The organism is Chromatiaceae bacterium, assembly GCA_024235395.1.
GTDB lineage: Bacteria > Pseudomonadota > Gammaproteobacteria > Chromatiales > Chromatiaceae > Thiosocius.
Genome location: JACKMK010000004.1, coordinates 260,236 through 280,545, shown reverse-complemented (window position 1 = coordinate 280,545; position 20,310 = coordinate 260,236). Strand labels below are relative to the sequence as shown.

Sequence of the window (20,310 nt, the reverse complement as noted above, 5' to 3'; positions counted from 1 at the left end):
GATGCAGGACACCCCGACACAACAATTGCAGCGACACCACCGTTCGGTGCGCCGGTTCCAGCAGAGGCCCCTTGAGCCGGGGCAACTGGAATCCCTGATCAGCTGCGGTCAGGCGGCCGCGACGTCGAGTTTCATCCAGGCCTATTCGGTGATCCGCGTGACCCGGCCGGCAGCCCGCGCGGCAATCGCCGCTGCGGCCGGTGGACAGGCGTGGATCGAGCAGGCGGCCGAGTTCCTGGTGTACTGCGCCGATCTGCGGCGCATCAATGCCGCCTGCGAACGTGCCGGCAAGGGCGAACTCGAAGGGTTCAGCGAGCACGCGCTGGCAGCGATCGTGGACGTGGCATTGATGGCGCAGAACGTATTGCTCGCCGCGGAGTCGCAGGGACTCGGTGGTGTTTTCATCGGCGGCATCCGCAACGATCCGCAGGTGGTCGTGGAGCAGCTCGCGCTGCCGCATCGGGTCGTGCCGGTATTCGGGATGTGCCTGGGGTGGCCCGACGAAGACAACCCGGTTAAGCCGCGCATGCCGGTCGACCTGGTGCTGCATCAGGACAGCTACCGCGATCCGCCGCCGCAGCGCGTCGCGCAATACGATGCGCAGATGGCGGCCTACTACGCGGGCCGCGGCAGCAACGTCAAACTCAGTGACTGGAGTACGGCGGTCGCAGGCGCAATGCAGGGCAAGAAACGCGAACACATGTTGGCATTCCTGCGCGAACGCGGCTTCTTCCTGCGCTGATGGGCGGGCCAGTTCAGGGTATCCGCGGTGGCACCGCAGGGAATAGGCCAAGGTACTCGGCCTGCCAGACCTGCCCGGTCCGGGCGCGCTGCTGCGGGGTGCTGAAGCGGTAGCGGTACGCGAGCACGCGCAGGTAACGCGGTCCGGCATCCGGGAACGGGTTGTGCGCCAGCAATCCGGTGACACTGGGCGAGTTGCGGCCTAGCTGCCACAGGAAGCGCTCGAACCAGGGACGCATCGCCGGGTTCTGTGACGGCACGAACCAGATCATCCAGTCGAGCCTCGGGTGTAGCGGAACGATGAAACGTGGGTAGTCGCTGGGACTGTCCGGCTTGTACCGGAAGGTGTAGGTACGCCATTCCCGGCCGTCGTTGCTGCCCTGCACGATGAGCTCCTGTCGCTCGGTCTGCATCGTGGGAAACACGTGATAGACGTTGCCCAGGCCCCATCCCTGCACCCACCCGAGCGGGGCATTCCATGCGCGTTGCGCGCGGCTGTCGCTGATCAGGTCGTAGGCCGAGGCACCGCCGGCCAGCACCAGGGCCGCGGCGACGAACGGCAACAGCGCCGTCATTAGGCCGCGCGCCGAGGCCAGCGCCGCAGTGCCGCTCAGCCAGGCCGGCACGAAACGCCGCAACGCCCGGTCGTCGAGCAGGAACAGGCACAGCGCGATGGTCAACAGATTGATGAAGTTGTGGTTGCTGGTAGCGATGATCAGCAGCTGGATCAGGATGGTCGCAAACGCGGCGAACAGGCGGAACGGCCGTGGCAGGAAGATGAAGAACGGCACCACGAGCTCGACGAACAGGGTCAAACCGGTGCCGGCGCGCAGCAGCCAGTCCGGCAACTGGTGCGCGTACCAGCCACCGATGTGCGGCAGCGGCTGAGTTTCGAAGTAATAGCGCAGGGTCGTGAGGTCGGCCCAGCTCGGGTCGCCACTCAGCAGCTTCGACAGTCCCGACAGGAAGCGCAGACGGAACAGCAGCCAGTGAAACAGAAACACCAGCAGGCGGTTCGGACCGCCGGTGAGGAAGATCGCCAGGAAGCCCGCCTCCAGCAGCAGGTAGTCCCATTGGAAGTTGAAAAACAGCTGCCCGGTGCGAAACAGCGACAGGTAGAGCACGAACAGCACGATGCTCGTCAGCAGTGGCCGCCAGCCGATCAACAGCAACACCGCGAACAGGCATCCGGCGTAGCTCGCCGCGGACAGGGCCATGTCGCTGTGATCGAGCCAGAACAGGGTCGGGAAACGTACCCAGGCCGCCGTGCCAAAGCGTTGCTCAAGTTGTGCGAGGTAATCACCGGCCGGAAGGATGCCGTCCTGGCCGACGAGTCCCGTGATCTCGAGTGCGGCGGAGACGAACGCGGCGAGGTAGATCAGCGCCATCAGGCGCAGGAACAGCCTGCTCGTGGCCAGGTAGCGATCGTCCGGCTCCAGGAGCCAGGTAAACCATTCAACGGGACGCAGCAGGCGCACGGCGGATCGTCGGTTGGGGCGATATTGGAATAGAACCAGTTGATTAAACACTAATCAAGCTAGGGTTTTCCCGAGATGCCAGCTTGTTTCGCGCAGCGGGTGTCCATGAAATTTACATCTTGATACTTCACTTTAACTCTGGTCGGTGCTAACTGCCTGAGATTCAACGCGGTTTGAGTGCTTGGCATACAACCTGCTCGACATCTTGCATGTTGCCGAGAAATCAAGGAAAAAAGTCAGGCGGCCCGGTTCTTTACCTGCTGCTGTGCCTGACAGTCGCGCTCTCGGTGTCGCAGGGTGTGGCTGCTGAGCGTCTGACCGCTGCGCAATTGACCGAGCTTGGTCTCAACTATCTGCACGGCGAGGGCGTCACGCGCGACGCCGACCGCGCGGTGGTCTATCTGTGCGCCGCGGCGCATCGCCGCGACGGTCGCGCCGCCTACGAGCTGGCGTGGCTGTATTTCCAGGGCCGTGACGTGACGCGCAACGACGGTCTCGCGGCGGGGTGGCTGGATCGCGCGCTGCGCCTGGGCGAACAACCTCCGGCGCGACTGGTCGAGAGCCTGGCCGAGGTCCGACGCGAGCCGCCGAGCTGTGTGGGCCGTGACGATACCGATCTGCAGATCACCGATGCCAAGCGCGGCGAACTGATCGCCGCGATCTATGAGATGGCGCCTCAGTACGACCTGGATCCGGCACTGGTGCTCGAGGTGGTGCGGGCCGAGTCGAATTTCAATCCGCGGGCGCGATCGCACAAGGGCGCGCTGGGACTGATGCAGCTGATTCCGGCCACCGCGCGCCGCTTCGGTGTGAAGGACCCGTTCGAGCCGATCCAGAATCTGCGCGGCGGCATGGCCTATCTGCGCTGGCTGCTGCAGCGCTTCGATGGTGATATCCGCCTTACGTTGGCCGGGTACAACGCCGGAGAGGGCGCTGTGGAGCGGCACGGTGGCGTACCACCTTTCGCCGAGACCGTTCAGTACGTACGGCGGATCCTGGCCCGCTACACCGGTGCGGCGGCCTGACAAGGGCCGGACAGCGTCGCCCAGGCCGTCCGTTTTCCCGCGCAGATTCCAGGCGTAATCCGCACCTACCAGAGCGTCCGATGGACTAGGTTTGCAGCATCGCCTGTGCGTGGCGATGAGCGGGGTGTGGCCGTGTCCGGGTACCGATTGACGAGTCTGATCCTCCTTGTTCTGGCGTTCGCCGTGCCGGTACCGCGTTGTGACGCGGACGGTGCCGATTGGCGATACCAGATGCGGCAGGCGAGTACCACCCCGCTGTCCAATCCGCACGACATCAAGCTGTCCCCTGATGGACGCCATCTGTACGTCGCCGATGTCGGTACCGGGCGCGTCGTGGTACTCGACGCGCAGACCCTCGCGCTGGTCGATGCATTTGGCGATGACCAACTGGACGGTACGCACGATCTGGATTTCGATGACGATGGCCGCTTGTACGTGGCCGACACCCACAACGGCCGGATCGCTATCTTCTCGATGCAGGGCACGCGCGGGACGCTCGTCGGCGAGTTGCGTGAACGCCTGGCGGGACCTGAGGGCGTTCTGGTGCATCCGAACGGCATGCTGTATGCCGCGGGTGCGTGGTCGAACAACGTGGTCGCGTTCCGCGACGGACGGGTGGTGCACGAACTGCGCGGCCTGTCGGCACCGCACGATCTGGAACTCGCGCCAAACGGTGATATCTGGCTGGCGGACGCCGGCAATGATCGCCTGTTGCGACTCAACCAGGCACTCGAGATCGTCGCGGAGTTGCGCGGTCCGCCGTACGACTTCAGCGGTGTCCGTTACCTCGACGTGCTACCCGATGGCAGTATTGTTGCCGCCGACAAGAACAACCATTCGGTGAAGTTGATCGGTGCCGGTGGCCGGTTGCTGGGGCGGATCGGCGATGGCAGACGGGGACGGGGGCCCGGTGTGTTCACGACGCCGGAGGGGGTCGAGAGCCGCGGCGATACGCTGTGGCTGTCGGACTCCGGCAACGACAGGGTCGTCGTCTACGGGTTCGAGGTGCCGGATGAGGCTGGATCCGCGCAATAGCCGCGACGACGCGCCGAGACGTCCGCTGTAAGGACGGGTTGGGACGGCTCAGGTGCGCACCGCTGCGCGCTGCGACGACGGTCAGGGGCAACCCTGCGGCCACCCCTGACCCGGTTACCAGGCAAACGTCATCGGTCGATCAACGTCTGCCGCCTCCGTTGCCATTTCCACTACCGCGACCGCCGCCACTTCCACCGGTGTGGTCACCGGTCGACTCGCCGTCACCGTCAACGCTGTGGCCACCACCGCCACCACCACCGCCTTTCGAGCCGGTAACGGTGGTCACTGAAGTGACCTGGTTGTTGCCAGTGTTGGCATCGAGCGGAGCCTGAACCGTGGCGGTCCAGGTGATCTCGGTCGCATAGTCCATGCTGAAGAAGAAGGTCCAGCTCATGCTGTAACCCGCCTGCAGCGTGAACGGCTCGGGCATGACAAACAGCTCGGTGGTTGTCGGAACGCCGCTCTGCATCGCATACAGCGGCCCGATCCGGTTACCGTCCGAATCGACACCGACCACCATCACGGTCCCGGAGGCCTCGGCCGGACCGCTGTTCTGCACGGTCACGGTGCCTTCGCGACCCTCGGTGCCGGCGACCATGCGCTTGGGCACCTGCAGGCCGGATTCTGCGCTGATCGAAACGTCGTAGTAATCGACCTCGACCGCGCCACACGGAACCAATGTCGCGTAGTCACCCGGGACCGGCCAGTTGTGCATGAACTCGATCACCGCACGTGTGTCGTCGGCTGCCGTGGCGAATGCCCCGATGTCGCTCGTCGGCGGGCCCGGCGACCAGAGCGCCGGTACGGCATCGACGATCGGTCCCTGTGCGATCTCGAACAACACCGGATCGGTGTTGAACACCACCGCCAGGTACTCGAACCAGCCAGCCTGCGGCGTGTTGCCAGGGATGTACGGCGGGGCCGGGAGCGTCATGAAGTTCTGCCCTCGGTCATAGCCGTACAGGCTGTAGTCGAGGAAGCACTTGCGCACATACCGGACCTCACCGGTGACCTCCTGTCGTACGTTGATGCAGACTCTGTCGAGCATCGCCGGTCGTGATTCGTCGGTCAGACCGAGGAAGTCGTTCAGGTAGACGACCATGTCGACGCCGATGGCACCGGTCTTGTCTGCTGCTGCACCGAGTGACCGTGCGGCCATGTCGATCCAGCTGGCCGGCAACGCCAGTCCATCTCCCAGACTGCCTTCACGCATCAGCTTTTCATAGATCGCGATGTTCTGTAGTGGCGAGTCGATCTCGCTGTTCACTATCACACCGTCGACCAGGCTGCTGGTGACCAGCCGACCGGCCGGGTCGAGCGTGACACAACCCGCTGTAGCCAGCTTGATGGTCACGTCGTCCAGTTGCTGTTCGAGCACCGAATCCGGCGCACGCACCTCGTTGATGCGACCGAAGTCGACTTCCTGGGTGAAGGGTGCGTATTCGCCGACCACGGCGCAGGTCGCAGGATCGACCGGCAACAACAAGCTGCCATCACCGAGCACGGTACATTCCGGGCAGTCGCTTGACGACAGCGCCGGTGACGCGATCGGTTGCTGACAGTCGTTGAGGTCGAGGATCGGGATACCGGACGGGTCCCGGTACAGGATGAACAGATCACCGTAGTCCGGCGTTTCGTTGCCGTGATCCCCCGGCCCTACATCCGGTGGTCGTGCCGCCAGCGCCAAGCTCGCGCTCACAGCGCACAGCAACGTGATGGGAATTAGGAATGTCTTGACTAACATGACACCGCCCTCCCTGCAGAAACTGCCGGGTGCTTCCGTGGCCTATGTCTTGAGTCCTCGGCAGCGGAGCCGTTCGGGTCTCACCGAACGGGCATCGGTATTCTTCTTGATCTCCGATCCGCGGTCGTCCCCGGATCGAAAGGAGACGGCGTGCCGGCCGCCGGGTTAGCCCGGATCCGATACGGCGGGAGCCGGATAGGCAGTTGCCATAAACTCCATGGCGGTACAACGCAGTCTGCCCAACAAAGGGGTGGCCGGCCGCACGCCTCCTATAGGTAAGCATAATGTTTCCCGAATGTTTCAGGGGTGTAACAGTTCGGCAACTTGACGTGCGTCATTCCAAATCCATGTCGCAGCCAGAGTGGTTGCGCATTCAATCTTCGCGGTCCCGACCGCGCAGCAGCGGCAGCGACAGGTACCCCGCAGTCGCCACGATGCTGAGACCGGTGAAACCGATTTCTTGTGCCAGCAACGGTGCGGCGGCGGCGCTGATGACCGAGGCGCAGCCGTTGATTCCCCAGGCCCAGGGCACCAGTGCATCGGCCGTGCCAGCGAGATGGCGAAGGCCGATCGGGAACGGGATCCCCATCGCGAACGCGATCGGCGCCAGCATGACCAACACGATGGCGATGCGTGCCGCGATCGATGCCCCGGCGAACTGCTCCAGCACCGTCGGCAGCCAGCCGAGGAACGCGATGTTGATCGCCAGGATCGCAAATACCGCGATGTGCAATGTCCGACCGTGGTCTGCGTCTCTGCGTCGTTGCGACCAGCGGCTGCCCAGACCGGCGAATACCAGCAGCGCGGCGAGCACCGCGGTGGTGGCGTAGACCGGATGCCCGAGGAACAGCTGCAGGCGTTCGATCCAGGCGAGTTCGAGAAACAGGAAGGCGAACCCGAGGACGCCGAAGTACAACACCGTGCGCACACGCAGCCAGGTCGTGGCACGGCCCGACGCCGGACGGGGCAACAGGGACAACGGCAGCAGGATCAGCAGCGAGCTCGCGACCGCTGCGAGCAACAGGGTCACCATGCCGATCAGCAGCGCGGTGTCGACACTCGCAAGCTGCTCACCGCCGCCGTCGCGTATCGCCACCAATGCCTCTGACCAGCGCGTGAAACGCAGTGGATAGGGACGGTTGTCGGTGGCGGGTTCAATGCGAAACCGGTCCGGCAGGGCTTTGGTCGCCCGCGCCGGGTCGAGGATCGCTGCGGCACCGTTGAAGAACTGGGGCTCATTCAACACCTGGAAGCGGTTGGCCTCGGTGGCATGCATGTCCGGCAACCAGACCAGGTCGAAACCGCGTGTCGCGGCGAAGTGACGGATCCCTTGTTGGTCGGCGGCACTCAACGGCGCCTGAGAGACCAGCAGCACGAAGCGCTGCCAGGCACGGATCATCGCCAGGTGTCGAGCGGGCTGGCGTACGCCGGAAGCCAGCAGGGCATCGCGTGCAGTCGACAGCAGCCGCAGCGACAGGCGCGGCGGTACCCGGGTCGGGCCATCTATCGAGAGTACGCCGCGCGGCGTGAGATGGCGCAGATAGGTCACGAAGGCCTCGGTCGTGAGGTCAAAATCGACCTTGAATGCCGCAACCCCGCTGGCGTCTGCGTCGACACTCTGCACAATCAGATCGAAGGTCCCTGCCTCGCCCGCCAGGTAGGCACGCGGCGACTGTGTCTGCCAGTCGACCAGGCGATCCCCACAGACGGCGGCCGAATCGAGTCGGTAGGTACCACAGGCCAGCGTTGGCAACTGCGGGTTGGGCTCCACAGCCGTCACTTTCGAGGCACCCAGCGCAAGTGCGCGCGCGACGCCTTCGCCGACCCCTGCATTGAACACGGCGGTGATGGGGCCCTCGCGCAGCGTGAACGGCAGCGCGGCCGCGAGCTGCCGGAAATACGCCTGGGTACCGAACTCGTCGCGGTAATCGCCGAGCACGCCCGCCGCATCGCCATCGACAAAGACCGCCTGCTGCGGCGGGGGAAGCTGAACTGCCTGCAGACTCATGCCCGGTGCATGGCGCAATGGAACCTGCTCGTTGCGTACCACCTGCACGACTCCGGCGACACCGGCTGAGGTACTGTCCAACTCGGCGCCGTAGGCGTCGAGACTGCGCGCGAGGTCTTTGTAAGGCGCCGGTTGGACGTCGGGCAGTCCATTGAGCAACACACCGCCGGCGATCGCTGTGGCCACCAGTGTGACCGGGCCGGGGTACCAGCGCAGTCGGATGGCCGCGCCCACGGCGGTCAGCAGTCCGCCGACACAGGTGACGAACAAGGCCGTCGCGGGTTGCAGCATCGCCAGAATGACCAGCAGCACGACCGCGCCGGCCCCGGCGCCGATCAAGTCGTAGGCGTACAGCTGCGGGATGCGTTCCGGGAACCGCCACAGCGCGAGGCCTATACAGTTCGCCGCGGCAAACAGAGGCAACGCGAGCACCGCGAACAGGGCGGCCAGATAGAAGATCTGACGATAGTCCCAGGCAAGCGCCTGCGGATCGAATGGCAGCTGCTGCGCAATGGTCACGCAAGCCAACGTGCTCACCGCGAACAATAGGGCGTTGCCGACAAATGCGGCGGCGAAATGCACTCTGAGTCGGGCGCCCGCGACCGCGAGCACAGAACCACTCGCGCCGTAACCGAGCAGGGCGAGGCTGATCGCGATGGCAACCAGATGATGCCAGTGCACGATCGCGAAAATGCGCGTCAGGAGGATCTCGTAGGCCAGGGCACTGGCCGAGATCAGCGCGATCGCGGCCAGTGGGACGGCGGTCGGCGGCAAATCGCGACCGGTCTGTTCGTGCAGCGGCGTGTCGATGGGTTCAATGGCTCCCGGTGAGTGGCACGAACACGACCGGCAGGAGCTCGCGGGTCCGCACCATTCCGCCGCTGTCACGTGTCACCAAAACCAGCTTTTGAGTGACGAAACGGCTGCCGACCGGAATCAGCATACGACCGCCGGGCTTGAGCTGGCGAATCAACGGCGGTGGTATATGGTCGCTGGCCGCAGTGACGATGATCGCATCGAACGGGGCCGCTTCCTCCCAACCGAAATAACCGTCACCGATGCGCGTCTCGACCGCCGAGTGGCCCTGTTGGTCCAACGTGGCACGCGCACGCTTTCCCAGCTCGGGGACGATTTCGACAGAGTAGACCCGCGCGCCCAAGGCATCCAGGACCGCTGCCTGGTAGCCGGAGCCGGTACCGAGTTCAAAGACGCGATCACCGTCCTCGACCTGCAGCAGCTCGGTCATCAATGCGACGATCAGCGGTTGCGAAATGGTCTGACCGTAGCCGATCGGCAGCGGGCGGTTCTCGTAGGCGAAGCGACGCTGATCCGGAGGCACGAACTGATCGCGCGGCACGGCCCCCAAAGCGGCACGCACTGCAGGCGACAGGCTGTCGATACCGAATTCGTCGCGGCCGGCTGCGATCTGCTGTTCGACCCCGGCCCACAATGCGCGCGCGGCCTGTGCCTGCGGCGATTCGCCGTACGCCGCAGTGTGGCTGATCAGCCCGATCAACCACGCGACCCACACGCGCCACAGAACATTTCCAAAGCGCATCGGGATCCCGCTCGTTCAACCTTGTGCATTCATTATGCATCGCTTTCGATGCAGCGATAAGCGCGCGATGGGGGCGGCAAGGGCTCAGGCAAGTGAGAACGTCAACAGATTGAGTATCAGTATGCCGACGCCGATGTAACCGAGGGTCCGGAATAGCCGGTCCAGACGCCGCCGACGGTTTCGATAACGGACGGCGAGTTGTTCGATCGTCGCGAGTTGCTCGCGCTCCAACGTGGGATCGAGATAGATCTGACGGTGACGCAGGTCGATCGACTCGATCGCCGCAACCGCTCGTTCGAGCGGCACCCGGTACAGATGGCTGTCGGCGTCGACCAGGCGCCGTTTCATCCGTTCATGGGCATGCATCAGCGCGGCATCGCTATCGTCGAACCGAGCGATGTAGCGCGTCCGCTGCGTCGGGTCGGCCGTCGGCCCGGTTTGCGGCACACGGTCACTGATCGTCAGCCGCACGAGTCCGGCGTGACGCTTGTGTGTCTCGATCGCAAGAAACCCCGGTGTCACGTCGCTGACCTCTCGCCGAACCCTGCCGAACGCAGATGCATCGTCGCGCGACACCAGTTTGCACCCGGCCGGCATCGCTGCACAGCCCCATCGCGTGCAGCTCCCTGTCGACGCGGCGGTGCAGCCGCTGATCAGTCTTGATCTTTTTTCGACTTCAGCTGTGGCCAGAGTCGGCGCACGACCTCGCTGCCTTCGGCGAAGGTGTGGCAGGTGTTGATGAAATCGGGTGGCGGGGCGACGCTGTCGTCGATGTGGGCCCCGGCTTCGCCGCGCCACGCATACACGGTCTGGACCGCGGTAGTCGCAAGCGGCCCCAGCAATTCGACCAGGTGCGTGCAGCCCCAGCGTCCGCCGAGCAGCAAACGGACCTTGGCGGTCCACCCGGGCTCGATGCGCTCGCCGACGAGCTTGCCGAACCGGTTCGGGAAATGCGGACAGGGCGGGTAGGGGGCGTGCACCGTCTTGGCCTCGATCGCATGCACCGTCAGTTCCGAATCGACCGTCATGCGCAGCCACATCTCGTGCAGATGCTCACCGGGCTCGATCCGCCCCCGACCGAAGGTCTCCATCTCCTCGGTGCGCGTATCGACCAGGCTGCCTTCGATGTCCCAGAGTTCGTCGTCGCGGCGGTAGCCGCGGCACACGATCTCTCGCGTATGCACCAGATGGCGCTTTTCCGGGGGTGGAAGTGGCATAAAAACCTGCTGGTAATCAAATGGATATGCGAAAATTGCTGCGATGCACAAAATTTTTCGGTCGAAGGCCTTGACAAACCCCTCAAATGACCGATATTGTGCAGTGCAACAATGCTGCACCGCACAAATCCAGTGCCCCCCAACAACCCGGAGATACTGTCATGCAAAACGAAATTCTCGAAATGGTAAATCAGTTCAATGCAAACTTCTTCGCCTCGGCCAAGCGCCTGGGTGAACTGAACATGCGCACCTTCGAACAGCTGGCCAACAAGCAGGCCGCCGTTCTGAACGAGTGCATGGAATCGAGCGCCAAACAGTACGAAGTGCTGGCCTCGGCAAAGGACTACAAGTCCGCGATGGCCGCACAGAGCGAGCTGGTCAAGGGCTGCAACGAGAAGTTCCTGGCGAACCTGCGCGATACCGCGGAGATGCTGTCCAGCGTACGTGAAGAGCTGACCGGTATGGTGGAAGAGGCCGTCAAGTACACCACCGCGAGCGTCGAAAAAGCCGGCCAGGTAGCGAAGAAAAAGGCGGCCTGAGGCCGTCCTCTGGCGGGGTGGCATGCGCTGCCGCCCCGTCGATGGCTCTTGCTCGCCATACGATTAACAGAACAACCACCATAGCGGAGCAATTGAATGACCAAACGCGTTGCTTTTGTCACCGGCGGTAACGGCGGGATCGGATCCGCGATCTGCCGCGAACTGGCCAATCAGGGACATACCGTTGTCGCCGGGTATTTCCCGCCCGAGAAGGACGCCGCCGAGGCGTGGCAGCAACAGATGAAAGCCGATGGCTGCGCGATCGGGCTGATGCCGGTCGACGTCACCAGCTTCGAGGACTGCGAACGCGCGGTCGCGGACATTGTGTCCGAACATGGCGCGGTCGACATCCTGGTGAACTGCGCCGGGATCACCCGCGACGGTACGTTGAAAAAGATGTCGGAAGCGAACTGGAAAGCGGTGCTTTCGACCAACCTGGACAGCGCGTTCAACGTAACGCGGCACGTGATCAACGGCATGCTGGACAAGGGTTGGGGACGTATCGTCAATATCGCCTCGGTCAATGGCCAGCGTGGCCAGTTCGGCCAATCGAACTACTCGGCGGCCAAGGCCGGCATGCACGGTTTCACCATGGCCGTGGCGTTGGAGACGGCAGCCAAGGGGATCACTGTGAACACGGTGTCACCGGGTTACATCTCGACCGCGATGACGGAAGCGATGCCGGAAGACGTACTGAAGTCGATCGTCAACAGCGTGCCGATGCGTCGCATGGGTACGCCTGAGGAGATTGCGAACGTGGTCGCCTGGCTGGCGAGCGAAGGCAACAGCTACACCACGGGCGCCAATATCCCGGTCAATGGCGGTCTTTTCACCAGCCATTGAAAGCGTGCCCCCATACCCTCCTGGCAGAGGATTCTGCCCCCTCTGCTTCAAGCTTGGGCGCCCTCATCGGCGCCCGTTTTTTTTCGTTGCGATCGCGCGCATCGAAAATCGTCGAAGTTCGCGGAGTCCTGCGGTTTTTTTCGACTAGGGTATGGTAAGACGACGCAGATACCCGTGGTTCTCAATGCTGTGAGCCGCGTATAAAAACTGCACCCGGCGCCGGGGTCCCTCGCTGAGCACAGCGTTGCTGTAAGGACACAATGGCTCCCGGCACCCGACGAGGACGGAGTGTTTATGAGCATTTCACCCCCGAGTTACAAACAGAACCGCCTGAAACAGCTGCGCGCGTTCTGCAAGACCGTCGAGACCAAGAACATCTCGCGTGCCGCGGAGAAGCTGTTTCTGACCCAGCCGACGATTTCCCTGCAGATCAAGGCGCTGGAGCGTGAACTCGATATCATCGTGTTCGAACGCCACGGACCGCAGATTCGCATCACCCCGGATGGTGAGTTGTTGTACGAGATTGCCAAGCCCTTGCTGGAAGGCATCGACAACCTCGCGCAGACCTTCGCCAGCAAGAGCGGTCGCCTGGATACCGGCGAGCTGACGATCGTCGCCGGAGAATCGACGATCCTCTACCTGCTGCCGGAGTTCGTATCCTGTTTCAAGGAACGTCACCCCGGCATTCACATCAAACTGCTGAACGAGACCGGCCGCGACGGCCTCGCGAAGCTGCGGTCGGACGCGGCGGATTTTGCCGTCGGACCGATGGTCGAGGGACAGGCCGACCTCGAGTACAAGCCCTTGTTTTCGTTCGAGCAGGTGTTGATCGTTCCGCTCGATCACCCGCTGGCACGACGCGCCAAGGTCACGCTGGAAGAGATCAGTCCGCACGGATTGATCCTGCCACCTCGCCAGCTCAACCACTGGCGCACGGTCGATCTGGTATTCGAACAACACGGCGTGCCGTACAGCGTGGTGCTCGAAGCCGGTGGCTGGGAGGTGATCAAGCGCTACGTCGAGCAGGGGATGGGGATCTCGATCGTCAACGAGATCTGCCTGACCGGCAAGGAGCGACTCGCCGTGATTCCGTTGGAGGATTACTTTCCACGAAGGACCTATGGTGCGGTCACCCGCAAGGGGCGCTACCTGACGCCGCCGGCACAGGCGTTCCTCGATGCGATGTCGACCCTGGAGTGCAAGCTCCCGTACAAGCTCGCGGTGGCGCACAGTCGCGAAGAGGTCGTGGATCCGAACGAGCTCGATCCGCGCCACGTGCCGAGGAACATCGACGATCTCGACTAAGGTGCGGACGGGTGCCGTGCGGCCGCACCGGCGGCGTGGCATCATGGCGGCGTGGTGGACAAACACGGGTGGTGCGTGGCGTGGTGCGCTGATGGACCTGTTTGTGTATGGCACGCTGATGGTGGCCGAGGTGATGCATCGGGTTTGTGGGCACACCGGCCGACCCCAATCGGCCGTGCTGCGCGACTACCGGCGGTGGCGGCTGCGAGGCGAAGTCTATCCGGCGATCGTTCCGGACGTCCGTGGCCAGGTCGAAGGCCTGCTGCACCGTGGCCTGCAGCCTGCGCAGATCGCGGCACTGGATGCGTTCGAGGGCGATTTCTATCGACGCATGGCGGTTGAAGTGCAGGTCGGCGCGCGCTCGTGCCCTGCCGAAACCTATGTCCTGGACCCCGCATTCACGCACCTGTTGAGTACCGAGGAATGGTCGCTGCAGGCGTTCGCGGAGCGTGCCAAAGGCCGCTTCCTGACCGACTATGCCGGGTTCCGCGCGATCTCTGTCGACGATGAGCGACGCTGAGCAGCTGGCGGCCGGACAGGAGGAGGACCGCCCGGCGCTCGCCGTGGACTGCCTCGACGGCGAAGGCATGCGTGCGGCGCTGATCTCGACGACCGGCAATCACTGCCGGGTCTGGCGCAGTTCGCGCAAATCACTCTCCGAGGTCACCGACGGCTACACGGAGTTCGTCGTCAAGTATCCGAAAGACGGACACGATTTCGCGGATGCGCGGATCCTCGCCCGTCAATACCGTATGCTGCGAGATGCACTCGGCGAGATCGTCCCCGAGGCGCTGTTCGTTATGACCTGCATCGAGGGCAGCCCAAACCTGTTCGTGCTCGCGCGCGCCGTGAATGTCTGGTTCAACATCGCCAATCCCGCGAACCGTGAAGAGGCGATCGGTCTGTTGCGCGAGTATCCGCTCGCCCGGGCACAACTCGCACGTTTCGTCGATGTTGCGCGACGCTGGCGCTCAGGGCCAAACCCGCGTGTGATCGATCTGTACGGCCTGGACAACCTGGTGATGGACAATCAGCGCCAGGTGCGTTTCATCGACAGTTTCTACGTGTTCTTTTTCGAAGACATGCTGCACCTGTTGGGAGGCGAGCGCGACTATGAACTCGAAGAGAAGATCGGGCTGTCGCTGAGGCGGCTCGCCTACCTGGACGACATTCTCGCGTGTACCGAGGCCGGCGCGCCGGGCGAGGGATGAGGGGCGTGCCGGGATTCACGCACTGGTGCGTGCGGCCTGGTCGTAGGTCGCGAGGTCGAAGCGACGGATCATCGCCTGAATGAGACGTACGTACTCCTCGCCCTTTGCCGAATAGCGCTCCAGTCCACCGGCCAGTTGTTCGCCGTCGAGTGGCTGCCCTTTGGCCCGTTGACCGGCACGCAGCGCGCGCAGTTCGGCGTATGCGGGATGGCTGTTGAGGGTGTGCATGTAGTAGCGCACCGATTCGGCCTCGGTGTCGAATCGGCGTACCAGGTGACGTTTCCCGGCAGCGCGCTTGCGTGGCACCATCCCCTTGGTCTCGTCGTAGGTCCAGATTCCGAACAGGTTGTTACCCTCGCGCGCAAAACGGGATTTGCCCCAGGCACTCTCGTTGGCAGCCTGCGCCAGGGCCAGCGAGACCGGCAATGCGTCGACCCGTTCCAGTAGTGCGCTGCGCGCATCGGCATCCTCCAGAGGGTCGCCGTCCACCCGATAGGCCGTGGCCAACTCGTCGATGTGCTCGCGCTCCTCGGCAGTGGGCGATTGCCCGCGTTCCAACTTGGCGAAGTGTTGGACGAGCCGCCCGCGCAGTCTTAGCAGCCGGCGGTTCTCGGTCTCGATCAATGGGAGCAGTCGCTCGACGAAGGCCGACTTCGCATCGCCGGTCGCAGCACTGTCGCCGGGGGGCGCAGTTGGCGCGTCTGCCGCCTCCGTCGATACGGCCGATGGGACCTGCGGCTTGGCCGGTGTGGTGACCGGCATTGGTGTCCGCGGCGCGAAATAGGCCGCCGGCGGCACGTAGCCACGATGGGCATAGGCCGGCACCGGGTACAGGGTGGGCCGTACTGCCGGTGGCATGGGATGGCGATACCGGTATAGAGGGGCCGTGGCTCGAGGTGCATGAGCCGCACCGGCGTAATAGGGAGAAAATGCGGAAGCCGCGCCGGCACCCGTGAGCAAGATCAGCCATACCGCGAAATTGGACAGCGGTTGCATAGGGCCCCGCGAGGATCAGTCATCGTTCGAGGCATGGTACATGAAAATAAGAAAAAGCTAATAAACTAATGCCGATTTGTGAACTTCATTCTTGTTGGAGTTCATAAAAACAGTATGTTAGAGAATATTGTTCAAGTTTATTCGCTATACCAACTGCCGTCCGGATGTCGTCGGATCCAGTTATGGCTGTACCAACCGAAGCGTCCGTCGGTGCCGATCGGCAGGGTGCAGTTGATGCGATTTCGGCCGACATTGAGCCGACCTCGCGGGGTGACCACCACGGCATTGCGCGGTTGGTCCAACCATTCATAACTCACTTCCGGGCTGCCGTTGAAGAAGCAGTTCAGTTGCTGCGGGTTGGCGAGGTCCGGTGTAAAGACCAGCGTGAGCCGTGGATGCCATTCGTCGAGCGGCACGACCGGCTCGTCGGGAAAGGCACCGGTGATCGGCAATGGCAGACTCCCCACCTTGTTTGGGAAGGTGCGCATCCCGGCGTACAGACTGGCCATTGGAAAACGTGGCAGTGCCGCAAAATCGGCCTGGCGCCAGACAGGTCCCGACTGCTGCCCGAACGCGGTGAGTCCCATCGACGTGACGATCCGTTTCAGTGCCTTGTTGTATTCGCCGTAGGGATAGACAAAGAGTGCAGGCGTCTCGCCCAGTTCTTCTCGCAGGCGGTTCTGCGCCAGTTGGATGTCGGCGGCGACGCGTTGTTCCCAGTCGTCCGTCGGCTCGGCGTCGCCCCGGCGTATCAGGTGAGCGTGGCTGTGACTGTGATTTGCGAAATGGATACCTTTGGCCTGCATCTCGCGCATCTGCGCCCAGCTGAGGTAGCCGGGCAGGCCCTGATCGACAGGCTCGGTGGCGACAAACACCGTCAACGGGTAACCATAACGGACGACCCGGGGCAAGGCCTCGGTGTACGCGGAGACGTAGGCGTCGTCGATGGTCAACGCGACACACCTGTCGGGCAGGGGGAGGTCGTCGCGCAATGCGGCGACCACCTTGTCCAACGACATGACCACATGATCGTGGGTCAGCAGGTAGTCGAGATGTTGTTGAAACTGTTCCGGCGTCACGCTCGTGATGCCCGGTGTGTGTTCGTCGATATGGTGGTACTGCAGCACGACACAGTGATCGGCCGCCCTGGAGGATGTTGCCAGGAGCAGGAGCGCGGCGAACGACGCGAAGCGAAGGTACATCGGATAGGCATACGAGGTTGACTGGAACGGCGCATCTTACGGGCATTGCGCCTTCGATGCGATCGGACGGGGGCATGCACAAAAAAGGGCGCCGCAGCGCCCTCAAAATGGATCGTCGTGCCTCACCAGGCAAAATGACGAGATGCCCGGAGGCTTATTTTAGGTTATCGCCAACCAACTCGACCAAACTCTCAATGCGGGTACCCCAATGCGTGCGGTCGGCGCCCGCCATCAGGTTGATGCGGCAGCTGCCACAGGCGGTGACCACGGAGCCGGCGCCGGTCGCCTCGACCTGCTGGCGCTTGAGATCGAAGGCGGCATTGCGCATCGGCTCGGCCTTTTCCATCACGAACAGGCCGGCGCCACCGCCACAGCAGAAGTTTGCCGTCCGGTTGCTGGGCATCTCGCGCATATCGACGCCGAGCGCCTGCAGCACTGCACGCGGTTCGTCGAACACACCGCCATGGCGTCCGATCTTGCAGGGATCGTGATAGGTGACATGTTTGTCGGCGCCGATCGGGTTCAGCTGCAGACGTCCTGCCATGACTTCGCGGCCGAGAAACTCGGAAAGGGCCATCACCTCAAAGGGCAGGGGGGCACCATGCGCATTGGCGCCCGCCCAGCGCAATGCCGGATAGGCGTGTCCGCACTCGGGCACTATGACCATCCTGGCACCCAGGGCGATCGCCTGGCTGGTGATGCGTTCGGACGCGGACTTCTGGACCTCGGAGTAACCTGAAAGCAGGCCGAAATTGGCGCCCTCGAAGGCGCAGCTGTGAATGGTCCAGTCCAGACCCAGGTGGTTCATCACCTTGACCGTGGCCTCCAGCGCATCCTTGAACAACAACACATCGATCGTCGATGTGAGCACCAGGACGTCGGCCTTGTCCTTGTCGATCGGCACCTCGTGTCCCTTGGCGCGCAGTTCGTCTGCGGCCTGCCGCAGCTGGTCGGGTCCGACACCGAATACCGTCCCGCGACTGCCCTGTTCCTGCTCGACGGCACGCAGGCCGGCGGGTATCAGGCCGGCGTGAGCCAGCCCTTCGCGGGTGACGTGCACCATCGCGGCGATATCAATGCCCATCGGACAGACCAGACCACAGCGGCCACACTCGGTACAGGATTCGTATACCAGATGCTGGGTGGCCTCGAGGTCGGCCTCGGTGATGTCCGGTTCGATCAGCCGATGCAACCAGCGCAGCGGCGCCTTTTCGCGGCGGTAGTAACGCTTCAGCAGGTCGAGCTTGTGGATCGGGGTCAGCTCGGGGTCTTCTGTCTGGATGTAGAACTGGCAGGCCTCGGCGCACAGTCCGCAGTGCACACAGGACTCGAGCTGGGTGGCATTGGACGCATCGATCTTCGTCGAGAAGATGGCCTTTGCATGCTTGACCCGCTCATTGTCCGGGCAGTCCGTCGGTCTGGCCATCTGCGGGAGCATCTTGATCTGCTCGGCAAACCCGCGGAAGACATTCATATCGATGGCCATGATCCAGTTCCTTTAGGTTGATGCTTCGTCGTGCTCAGACTTTGACACCACGCCGGCCGTAGTGTGCCCCCATGAAGCCACGGCTGAACGGGAAGGTGAAGGTATGTATCAGTGCACTGAAAGGGAAATACACCAGCAGCAGTTCTGCAAGAAAGAAATGTGTGACGCGCAATACCTCGTGCGACCTTGCCAGGGCGAGACAGCCTGTCAGCATCACGAGAAAAATCAGAATCGAACCGATATAGTCGCCGCGGTCCGAGATCGCGCGGGTAACCGGGTTGAGCATCCGATGCAGGATCAGCAGCATCAGGCCAAGGAAGGCTATCTCCGAGACCAGGATGAAGGCCCATTCGGGTAGCGCGACCCAACCGAAACCCGTCACGTACTCACGGTAGAACTCGATGTGCGGGGCGGCGAAGAACAGCAGGGCAAAAAGGCCCACATGGAACAGGTAGCCGGCAACCACCTGTAACCGGATACGTGACCAGAAGTCGGCGCGTGGGAAGAACCGCGTGATGTTGATGCTGAGCGCGGCGGCGCTCCCGGAGCTGCGTGGTGTGCTGAAATCGGTCTTGCTGCCCATGTTCAGCATCCCGACCAGGCGCCACAGGACGCCAATCACGAACACCGTTGCCGAAAAGTACCAGAAAGGACCATCGACGATCTCGGCAAAGCTCATGTCCGATCTCCCTCTCGTTTTGCTGTGTGCCAAGGTCCGTGCCGATCGAACGCGTGGCAGGAGCGGTTCGACGCCGGCGAGCCGCTGGTGCGGTGATGGAAATGCAGTGTCTTCTTCATGCCTTCCGTGTCGATGGCTGGAGTGGGACCCGGTCAGAGCCGGCACTTTCGTGCGCCGGCGGTTGCGGCTGGTTCTTTACCTCTGCATGCCAGCGGTCGTGGTGTGCCTCGGCCCAGTTCTCATCCACATAGCCGGTGGTCATGCTTTCGAGGCTGCCTTCGGTGCCAATGGTGCCGATGTAGATATGGCCGAACGAGCCGGCAATGAACAGGACCGCAGCGATACCGTGGACGAAGAGGGCAAGCTGCATGATGTCGCGTGGCTGGCCGAGAGTCGGGAAGATCAGTACCAGGCCGCTGATCGAGACGGCCAGGCCCAGCACCATGACCGACCAGAACCAGATCTTTTCGCCCGCGTTGAAGAAGCCGGCAGTGACATGTGCCTTTCCGATGATGCCGCCGCCCTTGATCAGCCACTTGAGGTCGCCGCGGGCAGGCAGGTTCTGCGCGGCCCAGTGAAACAACAGTAGTAGAATGGAGACGAGAAACAGTGGCCCGAACAGGTTGTGGCCTTCCTTGCATGCGCTGGCGATCACACCGAACGCCTCGGCACCGAATACCGGCAAGATCACGAAGCGGCCAAACAACAGCGTCAGTCCGGTCACCGCGAGAAATACGAACAGTGCCGCAGTCAGCCAATGCACGATGCGCTCGTACTCGACGAACCGCCGGATCTTGCGTCCCGACCGTCCATCCGGTATCCGCACCCGGCCGCGGATCAGAAAGAACAGCAGAATGACACCTACGGTTCCGGCAATGAACCAGCCTGCGGCACCGATGAACTCGTGCCGGCGGTACTGGCGGAAGTCTTCGCCGCTACGGTTGATCAGCACGCCCGCATCGACGCCGCGTGCCTGGGTGTTGCCCGCCATCTGACCCTGGCGTTGACGCACTGCGTTCCACAGGTCGGTGCCGGGATTCGGCACCATGATCGGATTGGCGGGGGTGTCCGGTGCAGCGGATACCGGCAGCGCGACGAACAGGCAACCGAGAAGTACCAGGGTGGTGACTATCCCGATCATGCCGCGCGGTTGAGTTGCACGCATCGCCTAGGTCCTCGATTGGGCGGATGATTGTCGAACGGTCACCTGCAAGGTCCACAGGCAAGCGTCGGTTCGAAATAC

General features: G+C 63.1%; 19 protein-coding genes. 8 read left to right on the top strand and 11 right to left on the bottom strand.

Annotated elements, in window-relative coordinates; genetic code table 11:
* Position 1 precedes the first annotated feature (1 nt).
* Positions 2-742 (top strand): oxygen-insensitive NADPH nitroreductase, encoded by a 741-nt coding sequence (nfsA, locus tag H6955_19785; GenBank protein MCP5315810.1) that lies wholly within the window; start codon positions 2-4, stop codon positions 740-742.
* Positions 743-755: 13 nt separating this feature from the next.
* Here nfsA and H6955_19780 read toward each other — a convergent pair whose 3' ends face one another.
* The gene (locus tag H6955_19780; protein ID MCP5315809.1) at positions 756-2,219 is read right to left on the bottom strand and encodes a lipase maturation factor family protein; all 1,464 of its coding nucleotides are present in this window, start codon (positions 2,217-2,219) and stop codon (positions 756-758) included.
* A gap of 209 nt (positions 2,220-2,428) precedes the next feature.
* Between H6955_19780 and H6955_19775 the strand changes: the two genes are divergently transcribed.
* Together H6955_19775 and H6955_19770 are read left to right on the top strand one after the other, a co-directional pair.
* Positions 2,429-3,244: a transglycosylase SLT domain-containing protein gene (locus H6955_19775; GenBank protein MCP5315808.1), complete on the top strand. Its 816-nt coding sequence runs from the start codon at positions 2,429-2,431 to the stop codon at positions 3,242-3,244.
* Between the two features lie 147 nt (positions 3,245-3,391).
* The gene (locus tag H6955_19770; protein ID MCP5315807.1) at positions 3,392-4,279 is read left to right on the top strand and encodes an NHL repeat-containing protein; all 888 of its coding nucleotides are present in this window, start codon (positions 3,392-3,394) and stop codon (positions 4,277-4,279) included.
* Positions 4,280-4,418: 139 nt separating this feature from the next.
* On the opposite strand, the gene H6955_19765 is transcribed toward H6955_19770, so the two are convergent.
* The 5 genes from H6955_19765 to H6955_19745 form a co-directional block, all read right to left on the bottom strand.
* Complete coding sequence (locus H6955_19765; protein MCP5315806.1) at positions 4,419-6,023, bottom strand: hypothetical protein; 1,605 nt, start codon at positions 6,021-6,023, stop codon at positions 4,419-4,421.
* Between the two features lie 373 nt (positions 6,024-6,396).
* Positions 6,397-8,805 carry a hypothetical protein gene (locus H6955_19760; GenBank protein MCP5315805.1) on the bottom strand — a complete coding sequence of 803 codons (2,409 nt, stop codon included), beginning with the start codon at positions 8,803-8,805 and terminating at the stop codon, positions 6,397-6,399.
* 40 nt (positions 8,806-8,845) lie between these two features.
* Positions 8,846-9,589 carry a protein-L-isoaspartate(D-aspartate) O-methyltransferase gene (locus tag H6955_19755; GenBank protein ID MCP5315804.1) on the bottom strand — a complete coding sequence of 248 codons (744 nt, stop codon included), beginning with the start codon at positions 9,587-9,589 and terminating at the stop codon, positions 8,846-8,848.
* Between the two features lie 84 nt (positions 9,590-9,673).
* The gene (locus H6955_19750) at positions 9,674-10,165 is read right to left on the bottom strand and encodes a hypothetical protein (protein MCP5315803.1); all 492 of its coding nucleotides are present in this window, start codon (positions 10,163-10,165) and stop codon (positions 9,674-9,676) included.
* A 77-nt stretch (positions 10,166-10,242) separates the two neighbouring features.
* A complete protein-coding gene (locus H6955_19745; GenBank protein ID MCP5315802.1) occupies positions 10,243-10,806 on the bottom strand; it encodes a DUF2889 domain-containing protein in 564 nt (187 codons plus the stop codon).
* A gap of 161 nt (positions 10,807-10,967) precedes the next feature.
* Here H6955_19745 and H6955_19740 point away from each other — a divergent pair, with 161 nt between their 5' ends.
* The 5 genes from H6955_19740 (at position 10,968) to H6955_19720 (ending at position 14,704) form a co-directional block, all read left to right on the top strand.
* On the top strand, positions 10,968-11,345 hold the full coding sequence (locus H6955_19740; GenBank protein MCP5315801.1) for a phasin family protein: 378 nt from the start codon (positions 10,968-10,970) through the stop codon (positions 11,343-11,345).
* Positions 11,346-11,441: 96 nt separating this feature from the next.
* On the top strand, positions 11,442-12,188 hold the full coding sequence (gene phbB / locus H6955_19735) for an acetoacetyl-CoA reductase (protein ID MCP5315800.1): 747 nt from the start codon (positions 11,442-11,444) through the stop codon (positions 12,186-12,188).
* Between the two features lie 294 nt (positions 12,189-12,482).
* A complete protein-coding gene (locus H6955_19730) occupies positions 12,483-13,493 on the top strand; it encodes a LysR family transcriptional regulator (GenBank protein ID MCP5315799.1) in 1,011 nt (336 codons plus the stop codon).
* A gap of 91 nt (positions 13,494-13,584) precedes the next feature.
* On the top strand, positions 13,585-14,013 hold the full coding sequence (locus tag H6955_19725; protein MCP5315798.1) for a gamma-glutamylcyclotransferase: 429 nt from the start codon (positions 13,585-13,587) through the stop codon (positions 14,011-14,013).
* Positions 14,000-14,704 carry a hypothetical protein gene (locus H6955_19720; protein ID MCP5315797.1) on the top strand — a complete coding sequence of 235 codons (705 nt, stop codon included), beginning with the start codon at positions 14,000-14,002 and terminating at the stop codon, positions 14,702-14,704. The genes H6955_19725 and H6955_19720 overlap by 14 nt, the downstream gene beginning before the upstream one ends.
* A gap of 15 nt (positions 14,705-14,719) precedes the next feature.
* Here H6955_19720 and H6955_19715 read toward each other — a convergent pair whose 3' ends face one another.
* The 5 genes from H6955_19715 to H6955_19695 form a co-directional block, all read right to left on the bottom strand.
* Positions 14,720-15,562 (bottom strand): glucosaminidase domain-containing protein, encoded by an 843-nt coding sequence (locus H6955_19715; GenBank protein ID MCP5315796.1) that lies wholly within the window; start codon positions 15,560-15,562, stop codon positions 14,720-14,722.
* Positions 15,563-15,837: 275 nt separating this feature from the next.
* Entirely contained in the window at positions 15,838-16,902 is a 1,065-nt protein-coding gene (locus H6955_19710) for a polysaccharide deacetylase family protein (GenBank protein ID MCP5315795.1), read from the bottom strand.
* A gap of 154 nt (positions 16,903-17,056) precedes the next feature.
* Positions 17,057-18,388, bottom strand: a complete 1,332-nt coding sequence (locus H6955_19705) for a (Fe-S)-binding protein (GenBank protein ID MCP5315794.1) — start codon at positions 18,386-18,388, stop codon at positions 17,057-17,059.
* 34 nt (positions 18,389-18,422) lie between these two features.
* Positions 18,423-19,067, bottom strand: a complete 645-nt coding sequence (locus H6955_19700; protein MCP5315793.1) for a hypothetical protein — start codon at positions 19,065-19,067, stop codon at positions 18,423-18,425.
* A 115-nt stretch (positions 19,068-19,182) separates the two neighbouring features.
* Positions 19,183-20,232 carry a formate dehydrogenase subunit gamma gene (locus H6955_19695; protein ID MCP5315792.1) on the bottom strand — a complete coding sequence of 350 codons (1,050 nt, stop codon included), beginning with the start codon at positions 20,230-20,232 and terminating at the stop codon, positions 19,183-19,185.
* Between the last annotated feature and the right edge of the window lie 78 nt (positions 20,233-20,310).

Coding starts and splice junctions, on each gene's coding strand:
- nfsA (MCP5315810.1), top strand. CDS start 2: ATGCAGGACACCCCGACACAACAATTGCAGCGACACCACCGTTCGGTG.
- H6955_19775 (MCP5315808.1), top strand. CDS start 2,429: ATGTTGCCGAGAAATCAAGGAAAAAAGTCAGGCGGCCCGGTTCTTTAC.
- H6955_19765 (MCP5315806.1), bottom strand. CDS start 6,023: ATGTTAGTCAAGACATTCCTAATTCCCATCACGTTGCTGTGCGCTGTG.
- H6955_19755 (MCP5315804.1), bottom strand. CDS start 9,589: ATGCGCTTTGGAAATGTTCTGTGGCGCGTGTGGGTCGCGTGGTTGATC.
- H6955_19745 (MCP5315802.1), bottom strand. CDS start 10,806: ATGCCACTTCCACCCCCGGAAAAGCGCCATCTGGTGCATACGCGAGAG.
- H6955_19740 (MCP5315801.1), top strand. CDS start 10,968: ATGCAAAACGAAATTCTCGAAATGGTAAATCAGTTCAATGCAAACTTC.
- phbB (MCP5315800.1), top strand. CDS start 11,442: ATGACCAAACGCGTTGCTTTTGTCACCGGCGGTAACGGCGGGATCGGA.
- H6955_19730 (MCP5315799.1), top strand. CDS start 12,483: ATGAGCATTTCACCCCCGAGTTACAAACAGAACCGCCTGAAACAGCTG.
- H6955_19725 (MCP5315798.1), top strand. CDS start 13,585: ATGGACCTGTTTGTGTATGGCACGCTGATGGTGGCCGAGGTGATGCAT.
- H6955_19720 (MCP5315797.1), top strand. CDS start 14,000: ATGAGCGACGCTGAGCAGCTGGCGGCCGGACAGGAGGAGGACCGCCCG.
- H6955_19715 (MCP5315796.1), bottom strand. CDS start 15,562: ATGCCACCGGCAGTACGGCCCACCCTGTACCCGGTGCCGGCCTATGCC.
- H6955_19710 (MCP5315795.1), bottom strand. CDS start 16,902: ATGTACCTTCGCTTCGCGTCGTTCGCCGCGCTCCTGCTCCTGGCAACA.
- H6955_19705 (MCP5315794.1), bottom strand. CDS start 18,388: ATGGCCATCGATATGAATGTCTTCCGCGGGTTTGCCGAGCAGATCAAG.
- H6955_19700 (MCP5315793.1), bottom strand. CDS start 19,067: ATGAGCTTTGCCGAGATCGTCGATGGTCCTTTCTGGTACTTTTCGGCA.
- H6955_19695 (MCP5315792.1), bottom strand. CDS start 20,232: ATGCGTGCAACTCAACCGCGCGGCATGATCGGGATAGTCACCACCCTG.